The sequence below is a fragment of the Buchnera aphidicola (Cavariella theobaldi) genome, assembly GCF_964059165.1.
GTDB classification, from domain to species: domain Bacteria; phylum Pseudomonadota; class Gammaproteobacteria; order Enterobacterales; family Enterobacteriaceae; genus Buchnera; species Buchnera aphidicola_BO.
The window spans coordinates 540888-558118 of record NZ_OZ060413.1 but is presented as its reverse complement, the minus strand read 5'-3'; the positions used below and the strand labels follow the sequence as shown (position 1 = coordinate 558118).

The following is a 17231-nucleotide window of genomic DNA, read 5'->3' as shown; positions in this document are numbered from 1 at the left end:
CTTATGTTTAAATTAATTACATTAAAAATTCAAATATTTGGTCGTTTTTTAAGTAATATGATAATGCCTAATATAAGTGTGTTTATTGCATGGGGTGTTATGACATCTTTATTTTTACCTTTAGGATGGTTTCCAAATTCATCGTTATCGCATTTAATATCTCCTATTATGACCTACCTTTTACCTTTATCTATCAGTTATACTGGAGGGCGATTAATCGCTGGTGACAGAGGGGGATTAGCTGGTAGTATAGGTGTTATCGGAGCTATTACTAGTACAAATATGCCTATGTTATTAGGTGCCATGATAGTAGGACCATTATCAGGTTGGAGTGTAAAATATTTTGACAAGTTAATAGAGAATAAAATTAAAAATGGTTTTGAAATGTTAGTCAATAATTTTTCTCTTGCTATTATCTCTATAATAATATCCATTCTTTCGTTTTTTTTTGTAGGACCTTTTATTGAATTTATTGCTCATTTTTTAAGTTTAGCAATTAAAATTTTTACAGATTATCACTTTTTACCTATTATTTCAATTATTATAGAACCCGCAAAAATATTTTTTTTAAATAATGCTATTAATCACGGAGTTCTTTCACCTTTAGGTATTCAAGAGGTAATAGAAAAAAATAGTTCTATCTTTTTCTTAATTGAATCTAATCCAGGGCCGGGATTGGGAATATTGATGGCATGGTTTTTTTATGGCAAAGGAGACTTATCAAAAACTGCTGGAGGAGCAGCTTTTATAGAATTTTTAGGTGGAGTCCACGAAATTTATTTTCCTTATGTCTTAATTAAACCAAAATTAATTATTGCTCTTATTTTAGGTGGTGTTACAGGAGTCTTCTCTCTGGTGACTTTACAAGGTGGTTTGATTTCAGCAGTTTCTCCTGGATCTATTTTATCTATCTTAGCAATGACTCCTAAAGGATTATATTTAGTTAATATAATATCTATTTTTTGTTCTTTTTTAGTATCTTATATTAGTTCTGTAATATTATTACAAATACAGTTTAATAAAAACAAAAATCTGAATACGTCTTGCAGTAGCCATATAAATATAAAAAAATATATAGATCATAATTCTTTTGAAAATATTTTATGTAAAAATATTAAAAAAATTATTGTAGCTTGCGATGCTGGTATGGGTTCAAGTGCTTTAGGTGCTAGTATCCTACGAAAAAAGATTTATGAGGCAAATTTGACTTATATTTCTGTATCTAATACAGCTATTAATTTATTACCTAAGACGGCAGATTTAATAATTACACATTATCATTTAACTCAACGTGCTAAAATATACGCACCAGATGCTCAACACTTATCTTTAAAAAATTTTCTTAATCACGATTTTTATGATAGCTTGATTCAAATATTATTAAAAAACAAGCCTATATTTAATAATGCAGACAACACAGATAATATACTTGATTTAGTTAAACCGAAATTCCTTTTTACAATTAGCAAAAAAAATATTTTTTTAAATCAATATGCTAATAATAAAGAAGAGGCTATTACATTAGTAGGTAGGTATTTATTTGAACAAGGTTATGTTCAAGAAAATTATATTAATGCTATGTTGGAGCGTGAAAAAATTTCTTCTACATGGATTGGAGAATCTATAGCATTACCACATGGTACTATTCAGTCAAAAGATTCTATTTTAAAAACAGGAATTATTTTTTGTCAATTTCCACAAGGAGTTCATTTTGGAGATGAAATTGATGATGTTGCTTATATTGTAATTGGAATTGCAGCTAGAAACAATGAGCATATTACGGTTGTGAGTAAAATTACTAATGCTTTAGATAACGCAAAAATTATTAAACAATTATCTAAAACGCAAAATATAGAAGAAGTCTTATCTTATTTGACTTTATAAAAAAATTTTATTTTATTAATTTTAAATCTAATTAAGGTTTTTTATGCAATCACTTCATTTTGGAGCGGGAAATATTGGGCGTGGTTTAATTGGTAAATTGTTATCGGAATCTGGTTTTAATGTAATTTTTGCTGATGTTAATTTAGAGTTAGTAGATGCAATTAATTATTATAAACAGTATAATATTAGAATCGTAGATAAATATAAAGATGAAATACAATGTGTTAAAAAAATTAGCGCAATTCATGTAGAAAATCCTGATATTTATAAAATTATTGCTAATACGAATTTAATTACAACCGCAGTGGGTTTTAATATTTTAGAAAAAATTTCTATGATAATTACGCAGGGTATAATATATAAAATTAATACATCATCTCAAATGCCATTGAATATCATTGCTTGTGAAAATAAAGCACTATCGAGCTCTTATTTAAAAAAAATGATTCTTTCAAATATACCCATAGAATATCATGCCTATATACAAAAATATATTGGTTTTGTAGATTGTAGTATCGATAGTATTATACCTTCTGTTCAACATAAAGAAAAAGATATTTTGTTTTTAATGGCGGAGAATTTTCAAGAATGGATAGTAAATCCTAATCAATTTAAAGGAAAGATACCTGATATTATTAATATGAAATTTAGTAATAATTTAATTGCATATATAGAAAGAAAATTATTTACTTTGAATACGGGACATGCTATAGCTGCATATTTAGGATTATTAAAAAAATATAAAACAATAAAAGAGGCTATATCAGATCACGATATTCGAAATATTGTTAAAAGCGCAATGCAAGAAAGTGGTAATGTCTTAATTAATCGGTATCATTTTAATAAAAATGATCATCTTTCTTATATTAATACAATTTTTTGTCGTTTTGAAAATGCATTTTTGATAGATTCATTAGAACGCATAGGACGTAATCCATTGCAAAAATTAGAAAAACAAGAGAGGTTAATAAAACCTCTTTTAGGTGCTATAGAATATAATTTACCTTATAAAAATTTAATCAAAGGTATTGCAAGCGTTTTTCATTATCATAATAAGAATGATAGAGAATCAATGAAAATAAATTTTTTAATAAAAAAAGACGGAATACAAAAAACGATTTTAAACATTTGTCAATTAAAACAATATAGTTATGTAGTAGATTCTATTCTGACAGAATATCAATATTTTTTTTCATGATAAAATTATAACCATATTATATTATTTTATCTATAATATACTGGTAAATTATTTTGAATAATGCAGTATAAAATACTTTTTAAACAATGAATTTATTTTGTACATCATAGATATTAATAAAAAATTAATAATTTTATACGCTGAAAAGATATATCTATATTACATAGTTAAAATACGTATTGTAATGTGTATTAACAATACTGTTCCAGTTTTCCAATTTTTTTTAAGCATGAATTTTTTCTATTAGATAAAATATTTTTATTAATGAAAATATTTTTTAATAATTTAATATAACGTATTTAAAATATATGAATATAATACAAAAAAATATTAAGCCCATAATTTTTTTTTGATGGGACCAACGGCTTGTGGAAAAAGTAAATTTGCTATTAATCTTAGATCATATTTACCAATAGAATTAATAAGTGTCGATTCAGCTTTAATTTATCGCGATATGAATATTGGAACATCAAAACCAAATGATTCTGATTTATTGAAACACCCTCATCATTTATTAAATATTAAAGATCCTATTGAAAGTTATTCTGTTGCAGAATTTCAAAAAGATGTTTTAAAAATCATTATAAAAATTATTCAATCTGGGAAAATACCTTGTCTTGTCGGTGGAACAATGTTTTATTATCAAGCATTGTTATACGGATTATCTGCTCTACCTAAATCTAATCAAAAAATTCGTGAACATATTTTGCATATAGTTAAAAATAAAGATTGTTTACACAAACAGTTAAAGTTAATTGATCCTATTTCTGCTGTGCGTATTCATCATAATGATATTCAGAGATTATTAAGAGCATTAGAGGTATTTTTTATTACTGGAAAAACTATTACTGAATTAACACAAAATAATAGTTATATATTACCATATACTGTTTTACAATTTGCTCTTATGCCACCAAGTAAAGAGTGGTTGTATAAGCAAATTAATTTTCGTTTAGATCAAATGTTATTTACAGGTTTTCAAAAAGAAGTCGAGTTATTATTTTATAGAGGAGATTTGCATATAAAATTACAATCTATTCGATGTATAGGTTATCGTCAAATGTGGCAATATTTAGAATATAAAATCAGTCATCAAGAAATGGTTTACGAAATTATAAGATCTACACGGAAATTGGCTAAACATCAATTGACTTGGCTGAAAAAATGGAAAAATATTTATATATTAGATAATCAAAATTTTGATTTATCTATTAAAAAATTTTTAAACATTTTTAACAAAAAAATTATCAAGTGTTATTCATAATTTTTTATGAATGAATTTAAAAAAATATTTTTAAAAATTTTTAATAAACTATATATTTATTATTTATATTTTTTAATATTGTCAATAAATAGACAATATATTATATATTAAAAAAATAAATTAATGATAGTTTTACAAAAACTAATTTTATATGAGGCATAAGATGGCCTGGAAAAAACCAAATAATTGTAAGTCTGATATTGATCCGTGGGGTCAAAATAATAGTAGTAATAAAAAATCTTCTAATCGTACTGACGAAAAAAAAATAGTTAAAAAAACTCATTTATCAGATATGAAAAGTTTTTTATATAAAATTAGTGGTACTATTATTAATACCAATAATTCTTTGCAATCTTCAAAAAAAAATGGTAATCCAATTGGGATAATGTTATTTATTATTTTTTTTATTTGGTGTTTTTATGGTTTTTATATTATTAAAGATAATGAACGAGGTGTAATTACTACTTTAGGAAAATTTAGTAATATAGTTCAACCGGGATTGCATTGGAGACCTATATTTATAAAAAATGTAAAAATTGTTGATACAACTATTATACGTGAATTAATAACTAAAAGCTCTATATTAACGGCTGATGATAATGTTGTTTATACAGAAATGAATATTAAATATAAAATCATTAATCCAGAAGATTATTTTTTTTCTGTATTGTATCCAGATAATAGTTTACGTCAAGCAACTGAGAGTGCAATTCGTAACGTTATTAGTCATACTACTATGAATCAAATTTTAACTGAAGACCGAGTGTGGATAAAAAATAATATACAAAAAAACATTGAAGAAATAATAAAACCCTATAAAATGGGGATAAGAATATTAGATGTGAATACGCAAGTTATTGAGCCTCCCAAATTTTTAAAATCTTCTTTTAATGATGTTATAGTTGCCTATGAAAATCATAACCAGTATATACATGAAGCAAAAACATACTATCAAAAAATAGAATTACAAACCAATGCGCAAGTTAAACATATTTTAGAAGATGCGAAAACATATTCAGCACATATCATATTAGAAGCAGAAAAAGAAGTATCACATTTTTCTCAGATATTACCTGAATATAAAAAAGCTAAAAATATTACTTTAAAGCGTCTTTACTTAGAATCTATGGAAAGAATATTAAGCAACACCAAAAAAATTTTTATCGATCAAAAAAATAATCCAGTATTATTGTTGTCTTTGGATCAATTTTTCAATAATACAAAATCTATTAACAAGCCTATCAGATATTATACAAACCCTAATAAAGTAGATGTGAATTTTTTTGTAAAAAATAAACATCATCATCATTTTTCTCCGCTGCCGTCTAATAATATTGTAGAACAACGTCGTATAAATTCTATACGTAGTGATATTGGAAAATTAGAGAAAAAATGAATATGAGTAAAATTTTCGTTAGCCTGTCTAGTTTGTTATTATTTTTATTATATTTTTCTTTTTTTATTGTACAAGAAGGTGAACGCGGTATTGTATTACCATTTAATAATATTATACAAAATTATTCTAGTGAAAATATTGTATATACGCCTGGATTACATTTTAAATGGCCAATTTTAGATACAATTAAGATATTAGATGCACGTATTCATACTATTGATAATCAAAAAGAACATTTTATTACTAAAGAAAAAAAAGAATTAATTTTAAATTATTATATAAAATGGAGAATTGTTGATTTTAGTCGTTATTATAATAATATTAAAGAAAAAAATTCTTCGCAAATAGAATTATTTTTAAAACGACAAATTAATAATCAATTACAATCTTATGTGAGCTCTTTAAGTATGAAAGAAGTGATTTCTAATTCTGAACAACAATTAAATAAATATATTATTAATGCATTTAATAATAAATTACTTGATTCTGATAAATTTTTGCCAATTTCTATACATAATATAAAAGAAATTGGGATTAAATTAGTTGATATACGAATTCAAAAAATCAACCTACCGGATATAATGTATAAATTTATATATAGTCATATGTACTCCAAACAAAAAGCAATAGCACTGAACAAAAAAATTCAAAACAAAGAACATATAAAAAAATTACATGTAATAATAGATCATAAAATGTCTATAATTTTGTCAGAAGCACAAAAACAAGCTTTTTTCATTAAAGGTGCTGCTGAAGCAAAAGTAATGCAATTATTTGCAGAAAATTTTAATAAAGAGCCTGATTTTTATTTTTTTATACGTAGTTTACGCGCATATGAAAATAGTTTTAAGAATAATGAAAATGTCATGTTTATTAATTTAAATAATGAATTTTTTCAACATATGACAACAATAACGAACATTATAAATTAATTTTTAAAAATATAATTGTAGTATAATAGGTATATAAGATGAATAAAAATATAGTTATATTAGGCACGCAATGGGGTGATGAAGGAAAAGGTAAAATAGTTGATGTTTTAACTTCAAAAAATTCATATGTGGTAAGATATCAAGGTGGACATAATGCAGGTCATACATTGGTAATAGATGGAAAAAAAATTGTTCTTCATTTAGTTCCATCGGGATTATTACGTGATGATGTTATTGGTATTATTGCTCATGGTGTAGTATTATCTCCTTTCGCATTGTTTCAAGAAGTAGATATGTTAGAAAACCTTGGTTTTCATATAAAAAATCGTCTTTTTATTTCTGATATGTCACCTTTAATATTAAAATATCATGTCGCGATGGATATAGCTCGCGAAAAAAAATTAGGATTGAATGCATTAGGTACAACTGGGCGAGGAATTGGCCCGGCATATGAAGATAAAATATCACGTTGTTCTATACTATGTGGTGATTTGAAGGATATAAAAATACTATCTGTCAAATTAGAAAAAATATTAGATTATTATAATCATCAATTTATATCCTTTTATAATCAGCCTATGATGTATTATAAAGATATTATTAAAGAATTATTACCGGTAATAGATTTTTGTCATGATATGATTCAAGATACTACAGATATGCTTCACAATACAGTTAAAAATAGAAAAAATATTATTTTTGAAGGAGCTCAAGGTAGTTTTTTAGATGTAGATCATGGAACATATCCATATGTTACTTCATCTAATAGTACTGTAGGTGGAATTATGACCGGAACAGGGGTGGGTCCAAAACATTTAGATTATATATTAGGAATAACAAAAGCATACTCTACTCGAGTAGGAAATGGTCCATTTCCTACAGAATTATTTGATGATGTTGACAAACATTTATCTTATTACGGTCACGAATTTGGCTCTACGACTGGACGTAAGAGACGTACCGGTTGGTTGGATATAGTTCTATTATGTCGTGCAATATATTTAAATTCTTTATCATCTTTATGTTTAACTAAATTAGATGTATTGGATGGATTAAAAGAAATAAAAATTTGTATAGCATATAAAAATATTCAAACTTTAGAAGTTATTAAATATCCTTCTATGTATCATTTGCAAAATATGCGTCCAATATATGAAACACATCCAGGATGGATGCAAAAAACAAAAGGTGTCACAAAGTTAAAAGATCTTCCTAATGAAGCTCAAAGGTACATACATCGTATAGAAGAATTAACAAATACTCCTATTAGTATCATTTCGACTGGTCCTGATCGTTTGCATACTATTTTTATTAAAGATTTTACTCCTATTTAAAATTTTCAAGATATATTTATAATAATTTTATTTATAAAGTATTTATAAAAATGCAATATTAAATATTGCAAATAAAATATTCATTTTATTACTATTTGTAATAGAAATCGAAATTGCTCTTATTATTTCATAATGTCTTTTATATATATATTATATAATAATATTAATGGAGAAGTGCGTATGGTAGTAGATCCCTACCAAAAAAGAGAAGCTAAAAAATATAAAAATCCCATCCCGAGTCGTGAATATATTATATCCTGGTTAAAAAAAAATATAGATTTTATTACTCTAAAAAAATTAGAAAACATTTTTAATATAAATAATAAAGAAGGACGAAAAGCGTTGCGTCGAAGGTTAAGAGCTATGGAAAGAGATAGACAAATTGTTTATATTAGTAACAAATGTTATACCATTCCAGAAAAACTACAAATTATACATGGAACAGTAATAGGTCATAGAGATGGTTATGGTTTTCTACGAACAGAAACATTGCAAGATGATCTTTGGTTATCAGTAGAACAAATGAAACTATGTATTCATGGTGATGTTGTGTCAGCTTATATTATTGATACTGACAGAAAAGGGCGTAGTTCAGCAAAAATATTAAAAATATTAAAACCCAATAATAATTTAATAGTGGGTAGATATTATGTCAATAATAAAAAAAATTTTGTTATTCCAGATGACGTTCGTTTTAATTTTAAAATTTATGTTATAACTAATGTGAAAAAAGATATTCTCGATGGATCTATTGTGGTAGTACAATTAAAAAAATATCCTCGCAATAAGTATCAAGCGGAGGGATTAATAGTAGAAATATTAGGAGAAAAAATGGGTACGAATTTAGCTATAGAAATAGCATTACGTACACATTCTATTCCAGATCAATGGTCCTTAGAAGTTAGGAATCAATTATTAAATATAAAAAATACTATTAGTCATAATGATAGAAAAAATCGTGCAGACTTAAGACATCTTCCATTTTTTACTATTGATGATGAAGATGCTCGCGATTTTGACGATGCTATTTTTTGTAAAAAAAAAATTAATACCGAAGAAGAATGGGATTTATGGGTGGCTATTGCAGATGTTAGCGCTTATGTGAAACCAAACACTGCATTAGATAAAATAGCATCAGAGAGAGGAAATTCTATATATTTTCCCTCACGAGTAATTCCCATGTTACCCGAAAAAATATCAATAGATTTATGCTCTTTGAATCCTCATGTAGAACGTTTATGCTTGGTGTGTCAAATGCATTTATCTTCTAAAGGCGCGTTAATAAGTTATAAACATTATGAAGCAATAATATCTTCCCATGGACGATTCACTTATAATCAGATTTTAAAAATATGGAATGGTGATGTATTACTCTGCACAAAGTATAAAAAAGAATTAAAATATATTATAAATCTTTTTCATTTACAAAAAGTATTTAATATGTATAAATTTGATAAAAAAAATATTGATTTTGAAAATATAGAACCAAAATTTATTTTAGATTCTAATTTACGAATTCATAAAATTTATCAAAATATTCGCCATGATGTACATAAATTTATTGAATCTTGTATGATATTAGCGAATATTGCTTCATCATTCTTAGTAAAAAAATATAAATATCCTGTTTTATTTCGTAATCATGATAAACCAAGTAATAATAACATTATTAGTTTTCGTTTTTTTTTAAAAGAATTAGGATTAAAATTATGTGGCGGCGATATACCAGAATCTATTCATTATTCTAATTTGTTGAAAAAATCATCTTATCGCTCTGATTATGAGATAATTCAAAATATGTTATTACGATCTATGAAGCAAGCTGTATATTCTCCAGAAAATCGCGGACATTTTGGATTATGTTTATCAAGTTATGTGCACTTTACTTCTCCAATAAGACGATATCCAGATCTTTTAGTACATAGAGTTATTAAATTTTTAATTTTAAAAGAAAAAAAAATATTTTTTAATAAAAATCATATCTATAATATTAATTTAATTAATTTGAAAGAAGCTGAAAGATTAGGTATTCATTGTTCTATGACAGAAAGACGTGCGGATAATGCCGTTCGTGATGTAATTGATTGGTTAAAATGCGATTTTATGCAGAAAAAAATTGGTCATATATTAAAAGGTGTGATTTCTAATGTTACTTCATTTGGATTATTTGTGCGTTTAAATTCATTATTTATTGATGGATTAGTACATATTAAAACATTAAGTGATGATTATTATTATTTTGATTCTCTTCGTTTAAGATTAATTGGTAAGTCTCATAAAAAAACTTATCGCCTTGGCGATTCATTAGACGTTAAGGTAATAGCAATAAATTCGCATGAGCGTAAAATAGAATTATCTTTATGCATATCTTATTAAAGTTTACCTGTAAACATATGAAATTATATTGATTTTTTATGAAAATTAAAATACCATATATAATACTTAAGATATTTTTAAAAATTTTTTTAAATATTTTATGAGCAACTATTTTAAAAAATATATGTTATAAGGATCTTGTTTTATGCGTCATTACGAAATCATTTTTATGGTTCATCCCGATCAAAGTGAAAAAGTTCCAATAATAATTGAAAATTATAAAAAAATTATTCATGATAATTCCGGAATTATACATCGATTAGAAGATTGGGGAAGACGTCAGTTATCTTATTCGATTAATAAATTACATAAAGCACATTATATTTTAATGAATATAGAAGTATTTCCTGAAATTATTCATCAATTGGAAAGAGATTTTCGTTTTAACAATGCTATTATCCGAAATATGATAATGTATGTTAAAAAAGCTATAGTAGAATCTTCACCCATGATGAAAAATAAAGATGATAAAAAGGATAAAAGTCCAATCCATAGTGAATAGTAATTTTCCTGTATTAAAAAATAATATATTATTTAACATAAAATTTATTACATTTCTTACTTCTATAATTTTAATATCGGAGAAAAATTAATGGCACGCTATTTTCGTCGTCGTAAATTTTGTCGTTTCACTGCAGAGGGAATTAAAGAAATAGATTATAAAGATATTACAATATTAAAGAATTATATCACAGAAAATGGGAAAATTGTTCCTAGTCGTATTACAGGTACAAGAGCAAAATATCAAAGGCAATTAGCCAAAGCTATTAAAAGAGCGCGATATCTCTCTTTAATTCCATATACTGATCAACATCATTAAATTATATCAATATAATACTAAAAAAAGAGAATAATAATGGATATCATTCTTCTATCCAAAATAAATAAATTAGGACATCCAGGTTCTCGTGTAAAAGTCAAATCTGGTTATGCAAGAAATTTTTTAATTCCTCAAGGAAAAGCTATTTTAGCTAATAAAAAAAATATTGAGTCTTTTGAAGCACAACGTTTAGCTTTAGAAAAAGAGAAGATTAATAAATTGATAATAGCTAAAGAAAGAGCTGAAAAGATTAAAAATATACAATCTATTACGATATTATCCAAAGCGGGTAATAAAGGAAAAATTTTTGGTTCAATAGGTTCTAAAAGTATTATTAAAGAATTAACATTATTAGGTTTTAAACTTAATAAAAAAGAGATTAAATTACCTCGTGGTACTTTACGAACAATTGGAGAGCATGAAGTAATATTTCAACCTCACCTTAAAATATTTGAAACATTTATCGTTCGAATTATATCAAAAAATTAATTTTATATTATTTCTTAAGTAATATATATATATATGGATAATATAAAAATGATAATATTAGAAAAAATTTGCAAATTAGCTCGTGATACTGGTCATCTAATTATGAATTTTTATCTGCATAAAAAATTAATAAAAATTTTTTATAAAACTGATAATACTCCAGTAACGAATGTAGATTATGAAGCAAATAATATCATTAAAAAAACGCTTTTATTAATAACACCTAATATTCCTATCATATCAGAAGAAGATTCAGATAATATTTCATCATATTATAATTATCAAGATTATTGGTTGATTGATCCATTAGATGGAACAAAAGAGTTTTTGAATAATAATGGAGATTTTACAGTCAATATTAGCTTAGTAAAAAATAATATTCCAGTAATTGGTGTAATATATGCTCCTTTTTTTGATTTTTTATATTTTTCTATGTATCAAAAAGCGTGGAAAGAAATACATGGTATTAGAAAAAAAATTCAAGCTGTTAATTCTACACCACCATTAGTAGTTGTTAGTCGTTCACATTTTGATAAAAAAACAGATAATTATTTAAATAATCTAGGTAAACATACTGTTAAAAAAATAGGTTCTTCATTAAAATTTTGTTATATAGCAGATGGTCAAGCTCAAATATATCCTCGATTTGGAAATACAAGTATTTGGGATACAGCGGCTGGTCATGCTATCGTCATTGCTTCTGGTGGTATAGTAAAAACATGGACAGAAAAAGAATTAACTTATAAATTATCTTCTTCTTTTATTAATCCTGGTTTTTGTGCACGTGCACAATAAATTTTATATGATTTTAAGAAAATAAAAATATTATTATGAATACAATTGAAATAAAAATTATAAATTCATGTATAAAAAATTTCTCTTTATTGCCGACATATGCAACAACCGGTTCATCTGGTTTAGATTTACGAGCTTGTATTAAACAGAAGATTAAATTAAAATCAAAAAAAACTATTTTAGTTCCTACAGGAATAGCTATACATATTTCGAATCCATATATTACAGCATTAATTTTACCGAGATCTGGCTTAGGGCATAAAAAAGGTATTGTATTAGGTAATTTAGTCGGTTTAGTAGATTCAGATTATCAGGGTGAAATTATGATATCTATGTGGAATCGTAGTATAAAAGATTTTTGTATTATGCCAGGTGATAGAATAGCTCAAATAGTATTTGTGCCAATAATACGTCCTAATTTTAATATAGTAGAGGATTTTAAAGAAAGTATACGTGCTAATAAAGGATTTGGTCATTCTGGAGTCTAAAATATAATTATATTATAAATTTTTCATTTATACCATATTGTTGAATATATTTTTTTAAATCTGGTATATGTTGTATCATTTTTTTATTTTTTATAAGATGTGATATTATTTCTTCTATTGTCATGATCGAATGAATTTTATAATTATTATAATTTTTTGTATTGTTACATGGTATTCTGTCTCTTTTTTCTTTTCGATCTAATAAAACAAATATGGAAGAAATTTTTCCACCTTGTTCTTCTATAATATTACAAGATTGATATATAGATACCCCTGATGTTATGACATCATCTAATATAATCACTTTTTTATTTTTTATTTTTTTTCCTATCAATATGCCTTTTTCGCCGTATATTTTTTTTTCTTTTCTATTAAAAGCATATGGAATATTAATGTTATAATAATGGCTCAATGCGATAGAAGTGGCTATGACTATGGGAATTCCCTTATATGCTGTACCAAATAAGATATCAAATTTTATTTTTGAATGTATTATAATATTGGCATAAAATAATCCTATCTTTAAAATATTTTTTCCATTAGATATTAAACCGGAATTAAAAAAATACGGACTAATTCTCCCTGATTTAAGTTTAAATTTTCCAAATGTTAAAGCTTTCTTTTTTAAAGAAAATTCAATACATTTTTCTTTATCGTCCATTTTTATCCGTAAAATATTTGTTAAATAAAAATTTTTAAATGTTTTATTGGCCCCTGCTGGATTTGAACCAGCGACCCAGCGATTATGAGTCGCTTGCTCTTACCACTGAGCTAAGGGGCCGTTAATTTTTTTTCTATGTTTACTATAGAACAATTTCTTCTAATAATCTAGTACTCTTTTGTTTTTTATTTTAATAAAATTATATTTATATATAATTGACATATGAACAAATTTTTGCTATATCTATTTATATTCCTCTGTAGTTCAGTTGGTAGAACGGCGGACTGTTAATCCGTATGTCACTGGTTCGAATCCAGTCGGAGGAGAAAAAATATTTACTTAATCATTAATTTTAAATCTTTTGATAAAATCTTTTTTTCTGTCGATAATTCAGCAATTTTAATAATATAGTCATCTACTCTATCTTCATAATCATTTTTCATAGTAAAAATGATTTTTTTGATTTCTTCAGGATTCATATCTAGAGTGATATATTGATTCATATTATGTAAAAGCAAAATTCTAGTCTGATTATCTCTAATTTTTTTTTCGATGTCACAAATTTCTCTTTTTATTTTATTTTTTCTTCTAAATTTATGCACAAAATCTAATACGTTTTTAAATGATTTTTTGATATCAGTCATATTTTAGAAATACCTTTATATTTAATATACGATATAGTGTATTTTAAAGAAATAAATAATTAATTTTATGCGTAAATATTATTCAGACATAAACAATAATAAATGAAATTCAATAATTTACAAACTTTTTTATTTTATGATTATGAAACATTTGGAACAAATCCATATTTAGATAAACCAGCTCAATTTGCATGTATTAGAACAGATATGAACTTAAATATCATTGATAATCCAAATTGTTTTTACTGTTTTCCTCCAGATGATTATTTACCTGATCCGGAATCTATTCTTATTACTCAAATTACTCCTCAGTATACAAAAAAAAACGGTGTTAATGAATATTATTTTTCTAAAAAAATCTATAAAATTTTTATGCAATCTAATACGTGCATATTAGGTTATAATAATATTAATTTTGATGATGAAATTACTCGTAATATATTTTATCGAAATTTTTTTGATCCTTATGAATGGAGTTGGAAAAATAATAATACTCGATGGGATATATTGAGTTTATTACGAGCATGTTATGCATTAAGGCCTAATGGTATTCAATGGCCTAAAAATAAGTTAGGATTACCTAGTTTTAAGTTATCTGATCTTACTAGATTAAATGATATTACGCACCTTAATGCTCATAATGCTATTTCAGATGTTTATGCTACCATTGAAATAGCAAAATTAGTAAAAAAAAAACAACCTAAATTGTTTAATTTTTTTTTTACACATAGAGTAAAAAAAAAATTATACACATTAATCAATATTCCGGAATTAACACCTTTAGTTTATATTTCATCTGTTTTTGGTGCAGTACGTAATAATATTAGTTGTATTATGCCTATTATTTGGGATAAAAATAATTCTAATATATTAATTTCTATTGATTTATTTGCAAACGTTCAAGAGTTAATTATTCTAGTTAACAATACTAAATTAGAAGTGGATATATTAAAAAAATTATTTAACTTAGGAATAAAGTTATTATATTTTAATCGTTGCCCAATGTTAGCACCTATTCAAGTATTGCGTATAATAGATTTCGATCGGTTAAATTGGAATTATTCAATATATAAGAAAAATATTAATTTATTAAAAAAAAATATTAATATTTTTAAAAAAATTCAAGCATTTTTATCTAAAAAAAATAAAAATGAACTTTCTGTAAATGTGGATACTCAAATATATAATGCTTTTTTTGATTCTTATGATAAAATTTTAATTAATCAAATAAGAAATACTCATGTTAATTCTTTAAAAAACAGTTTTATTAATTTTCATGACAGTCGTTTAAAAGAAATTTTTTTTCGTTATCGTGCGCGTAATTTTTTTTATTCTTTATGTGATAATGAAAAAAAGTTATGGTTTGATCATTGTCGAAACATATTTAATAATCAATTTTTAAAAGAATACAAAAACAAAATAAATCTTTTATATCAAGAATATTTGCATGATAAAAATAAAATTTTATTACTGCAAGAAATATTAAATTATTTTTTTTATATTACTAAAAATTATCCTGAAAAATAAATAAATATTTTTCAAGTAATGAATTAGAATATTATATAATCTTTTTATTACAAAAATTTTTAATACATAAAATTTTTATTTTTTTTTAAATAAAAATAATTCCATTTTTTTTTCTATTTTTTTACGATCTTCGATATTAAACATATTTAGTTTATTTTCATTGATTAGAATGGTTTGATGAGATAACCATTGTTTCCAAGCATGTTTGGAAATGGTTTCATAAATTTTTTTTCCGATAGATCCTGGATAACATTGAAAATCTTGTCCTTCAGATTCTTTTTGCAAAAATTCACAAAAAATAATGCGGTTCATTTTTTATCCTTTATATTTTCATATTGTTAATAATTTTTTGTATAGGATGAGATAATCCTATATGTTGAGGTTTTTTTATATTATACCAAATACCTTGATTATTATAGAAAATGTTTTTTTTGAAAGATAATTCAATTATAAGACCTTGAATATGCAATTTAAAATGACTAAACTCATGAAAAAAAGATTCTATCCTTTTATGTGTTTGTTTTATATTATTTTCTTTTAACCATTGTATCGCTTTATTTTTTTTTTCAAAATTTGGAAAGCAAAAAAGATTTTTCCAAATGTTGTTTTTTATATTTCTTTCTAGCCATATATAATGATCATTTTTAATGATAACAAACCAAGATTTTTTTTTATTATTGTTGTTTTTTTTTTTATGAATAGTATACTGTCTCCAATTTTTCTTTTTAAATGCGATACAAAATCTATTTAATGGACAAATATCACATTTTGGTGATATAGGTTTGCATAGTAAAGATCCTATGTCCATCATACCTTGGTTAAATTTATTAGTATGATGTATAGGTGTAATGGATTGAATAATTTTCCATAGTTTTTTTTCTGTTTCTGCATTGCTTAAAAGTGTTTCTATGCCATAGTATCGTCTTATAATTCTTTTTATGTTTCCATCTAAAATAGGAAAAAAAAAATTTAATGATAATGATAAAATAGCGCCGGCTGTTGTTTTTCCTATTCCTGGTAATTTTATAACTTCTGAAAACTGTTCAGGAAATTTATTGTTATATTTATTTTTAATTATTTTTGCTGATTTGTATATGTTGATGGCTCTAGCATAGTATCCTAATCCACTCCATAAATATAATATGTCATCTAATGAACTTTTACTTAAATTTTTAATATTAGGAAATCTTGACATGAATTTTTTAAAATATGGAATAACAGCATTAACAGTAGTCTGCTGTAACATTACTTCTGATATCCATACTGTATATAATGTTTTATTTTTTTGCCATGGAAGATTTTTTCTTCCATTGATATGATACCAATTTAAAATTAACTGTGAAAAAACATATTTTGTCATTATAATATAGCTCTATTTTTAAATAAAACATTATATAGACATATTTTACTTTCAATCAAATTT

General features: G+C 24.6%; 17 protein-coding genes and 2 tRNA genes. 14 read left to right on the top strand and 5 right to left on the bottom strand.

What is annotated here, in order from left to right:
- Positions 1-3 precede the first annotated feature (3 nt).
- The 12 genes from AB4W59_RS02580 (at position 4) to dut (ending at position 12976) form a co-directional block, all read left to right on the top strand.
- Positions 4-1884: a PTS mannitol transporter subunit IICBA gene (locus AB4W59_RS02580; RefSeq protein WP_367673082.1), complete on the top strand. Its 1881-nt coding sequence runs from the start codon at positions 4-6 to the stop codon at positions 1882-1884.
- A gap of 43 nt (positions 1885-1927) precedes the next feature.
- Positions 1928-3082: a mannitol-1-phosphate 5-dehydrogenase gene (locus AB4W59_RS02575; protein ID WP_367673081.1), complete on the top strand. Its 1155-nt coding sequence runs from the start codon at positions 1928-1930 to the stop codon at positions 3080-3082.
- A gap of 352 nt (positions 3083-3434) precedes the next feature.
- The gene (miaA, locus tag AB4W59_RS02570) at positions 3435-4346 is read left to right on the top strand and encodes a tRNA (adenosine(37)-N6)-dimethylallyltransferase MiaA (protein ID WP_367673080.1); all 912 of its coding nucleotides are present in this window, start codon (positions 3435-3437) and stop codon (positions 4344-4346) included.
- A 163-nt stretch (positions 4347-4509) separates the two neighbouring features.
- Positions 4510-5742, top strand: coding sequence for an FtsH protease activity modulator HflK (gene hflK, locus AB4W59_RS02565; protein WP_367673079.1), 1233 nt, complete (start codon positions 4510-4512; stop codon positions 5740-5742).
- Positions 5739-6674 (top strand): protease modulator HflC, encoded by a 936-nt coding sequence (hflC, locus tag AB4W59_RS02560; RefSeq protein ID WP_367673078.1) that lies wholly within the window; start codon positions 5739-5741, stop codon positions 6672-6674. The genes hflK and hflC overlap by 4 nt, the downstream gene beginning before the upstream one ends.
- 38 nt (positions 6675-6712) lie before the next feature.
- Positions 6713-8008 carry an adenylosuccinate synthase gene (locus AB4W59_RS02555; RefSeq protein ID WP_367673077.1) on the top strand — a complete coding sequence of 432 codons (1296 nt, stop codon included), beginning with the start codon at positions 6713-6715 and terminating at the stop codon, positions 8006-8008.
- A 180-nt stretch (positions 8009-8188) separates the two neighbouring features.
- Complete coding sequence (rnr, locus tag AB4W59_RS02550; protein WP_367673355.1) at positions 8189-10384, top strand: ribonuclease R; 2196 nt, start codon at positions 8189-8191, stop codon at positions 10382-10384.
- A 145-nt stretch (positions 10385-10529) separates the two neighbouring features.
- Complete coding sequence (gene rpsF / locus AB4W59_RS02545; RefSeq protein ID WP_367673076.1) at positions 10530-10886, top strand: 30S ribosomal protein S6; 357 nt, start codon at positions 10530-10532, stop codon at positions 10884-10886.
- A gap of 90 nt (positions 10887-10976) precedes the next feature.
- Positions 10977-11204 carry a 30S ribosomal protein S18 gene (gene rpsR / locus AB4W59_RS02540; RefSeq protein ID WP_367673075.1) on the top strand — a complete coding sequence of 76 codons (228 nt, stop codon included), beginning with the start codon at positions 10977-10979 and terminating at the stop codon, positions 11202-11204.
- A 36-nt stretch (positions 11205-11240) separates the two neighbouring features.
- A complete protein-coding gene (gene rplI, locus AB4W59_RS02535) occupies positions 11241-11693 on the top strand; it encodes a 50S ribosomal protein L9 (protein WP_367673074.1) in 453 nt (150 codons plus the stop codon).
- 54 nt (positions 11694-11747) lie between these two features.
- Positions 11748-12488: a 3'(2'),5'-bisphosphate nucleotidase CysQ gene (gene cysQ / locus AB4W59_RS02530; protein WP_367673354.1), complete on the top strand. Its 741-nt coding sequence runs from the start codon at positions 11748-11750 to the stop codon at positions 12486-12488.
- A gap of 32 nt (positions 12489-12520) precedes the next feature.
- Complete coding sequence (gene dut / locus AB4W59_RS02525; protein ID WP_367673353.1) at positions 12521-12976, top strand: dUTP diphosphatase; 456 nt, start codon at positions 12521-12523, stop codon at positions 12974-12976.
- Between the two features lie 7 nt (positions 12977-12983).
- Here dut and pyrE read toward each other — a convergent pair whose 3' ends face one another.
- A complete protein-coding gene (gene pyrE, locus AB4W59_RS02520; protein WP_367673073.1) occupies positions 12984-13637 on the bottom strand; it encodes an orotate phosphoribosyltransferase in 654 nt (217 codons plus the stop codon).
- 47 nt (positions 13638-13684) lie between these two features.
- Positions 13685-13757: transfer RNA gene (locus AB4W59_RS02515), tRNA-Ile, on the bottom strand.
- 133 nt (positions 13758-13890) lie between these two features.
- Here AB4W59_RS02515 and AB4W59_RS02510 point away from each other — a divergent pair.
- Positions 13891-13963, top strand: a tRNA-Asn gene (locus tag AB4W59_RS02510).
- A gap of 9 nt (positions 13964-13972) precedes the next feature.
- On the opposite strand, the gene AB4W59_RS02505 is transcribed toward AB4W59_RS02510, so the two are convergent.
- Positions 13973-14281 carry a DUF496 family protein gene (locus tag AB4W59_RS02505; RefSeq protein ID WP_367673072.1) on the bottom strand — a complete coding sequence of 103 codons (309 nt, stop codon included), beginning with the start codon at positions 14279-14281 and terminating at the stop codon, positions 13973-13975.
- Positions 14282-14383: 102 nt separating this feature from the next.
- Between AB4W59_RS02505 and sbcB the strand changes: the two genes are divergently transcribed.
- A complete protein-coding gene (gene sbcB / locus AB4W59_RS02500) occupies positions 14384-15808 on the top strand; it encodes an exodeoxyribonuclease I (protein ID WP_367673071.1) in 1425 nt (474 codons plus the stop codon).
- 75 nt (positions 15809-15883) lie between these two features.
- On the opposite strand, the gene AB4W59_RS02495 is transcribed toward sbcB, so the two are convergent.
- Both AB4W59_RS02495 and mutY read right to left on the bottom strand, forming a co-directional pair.
- Positions 15884-16120 (bottom strand): oxidative damage protection protein, encoded by a 237-nt coding sequence (locus AB4W59_RS02495; RefSeq protein WP_367673070.1) that lies wholly within the window; start codon positions 16118-16120, stop codon positions 15884-15886.
- Positions 16121-16130: 10 nt separating this feature from the next.
- On the bottom strand, positions 16131-17168 hold the full coding sequence (mutY, locus tag AB4W59_RS02490; protein ID WP_367673069.1) for an A/G-specific adenine glycosylase: 1038 nt from the start codon (positions 17166-17168) through the stop codon (positions 16131-16133).
- Positions 17169-17231: the final 63 nt, after the last annotated feature.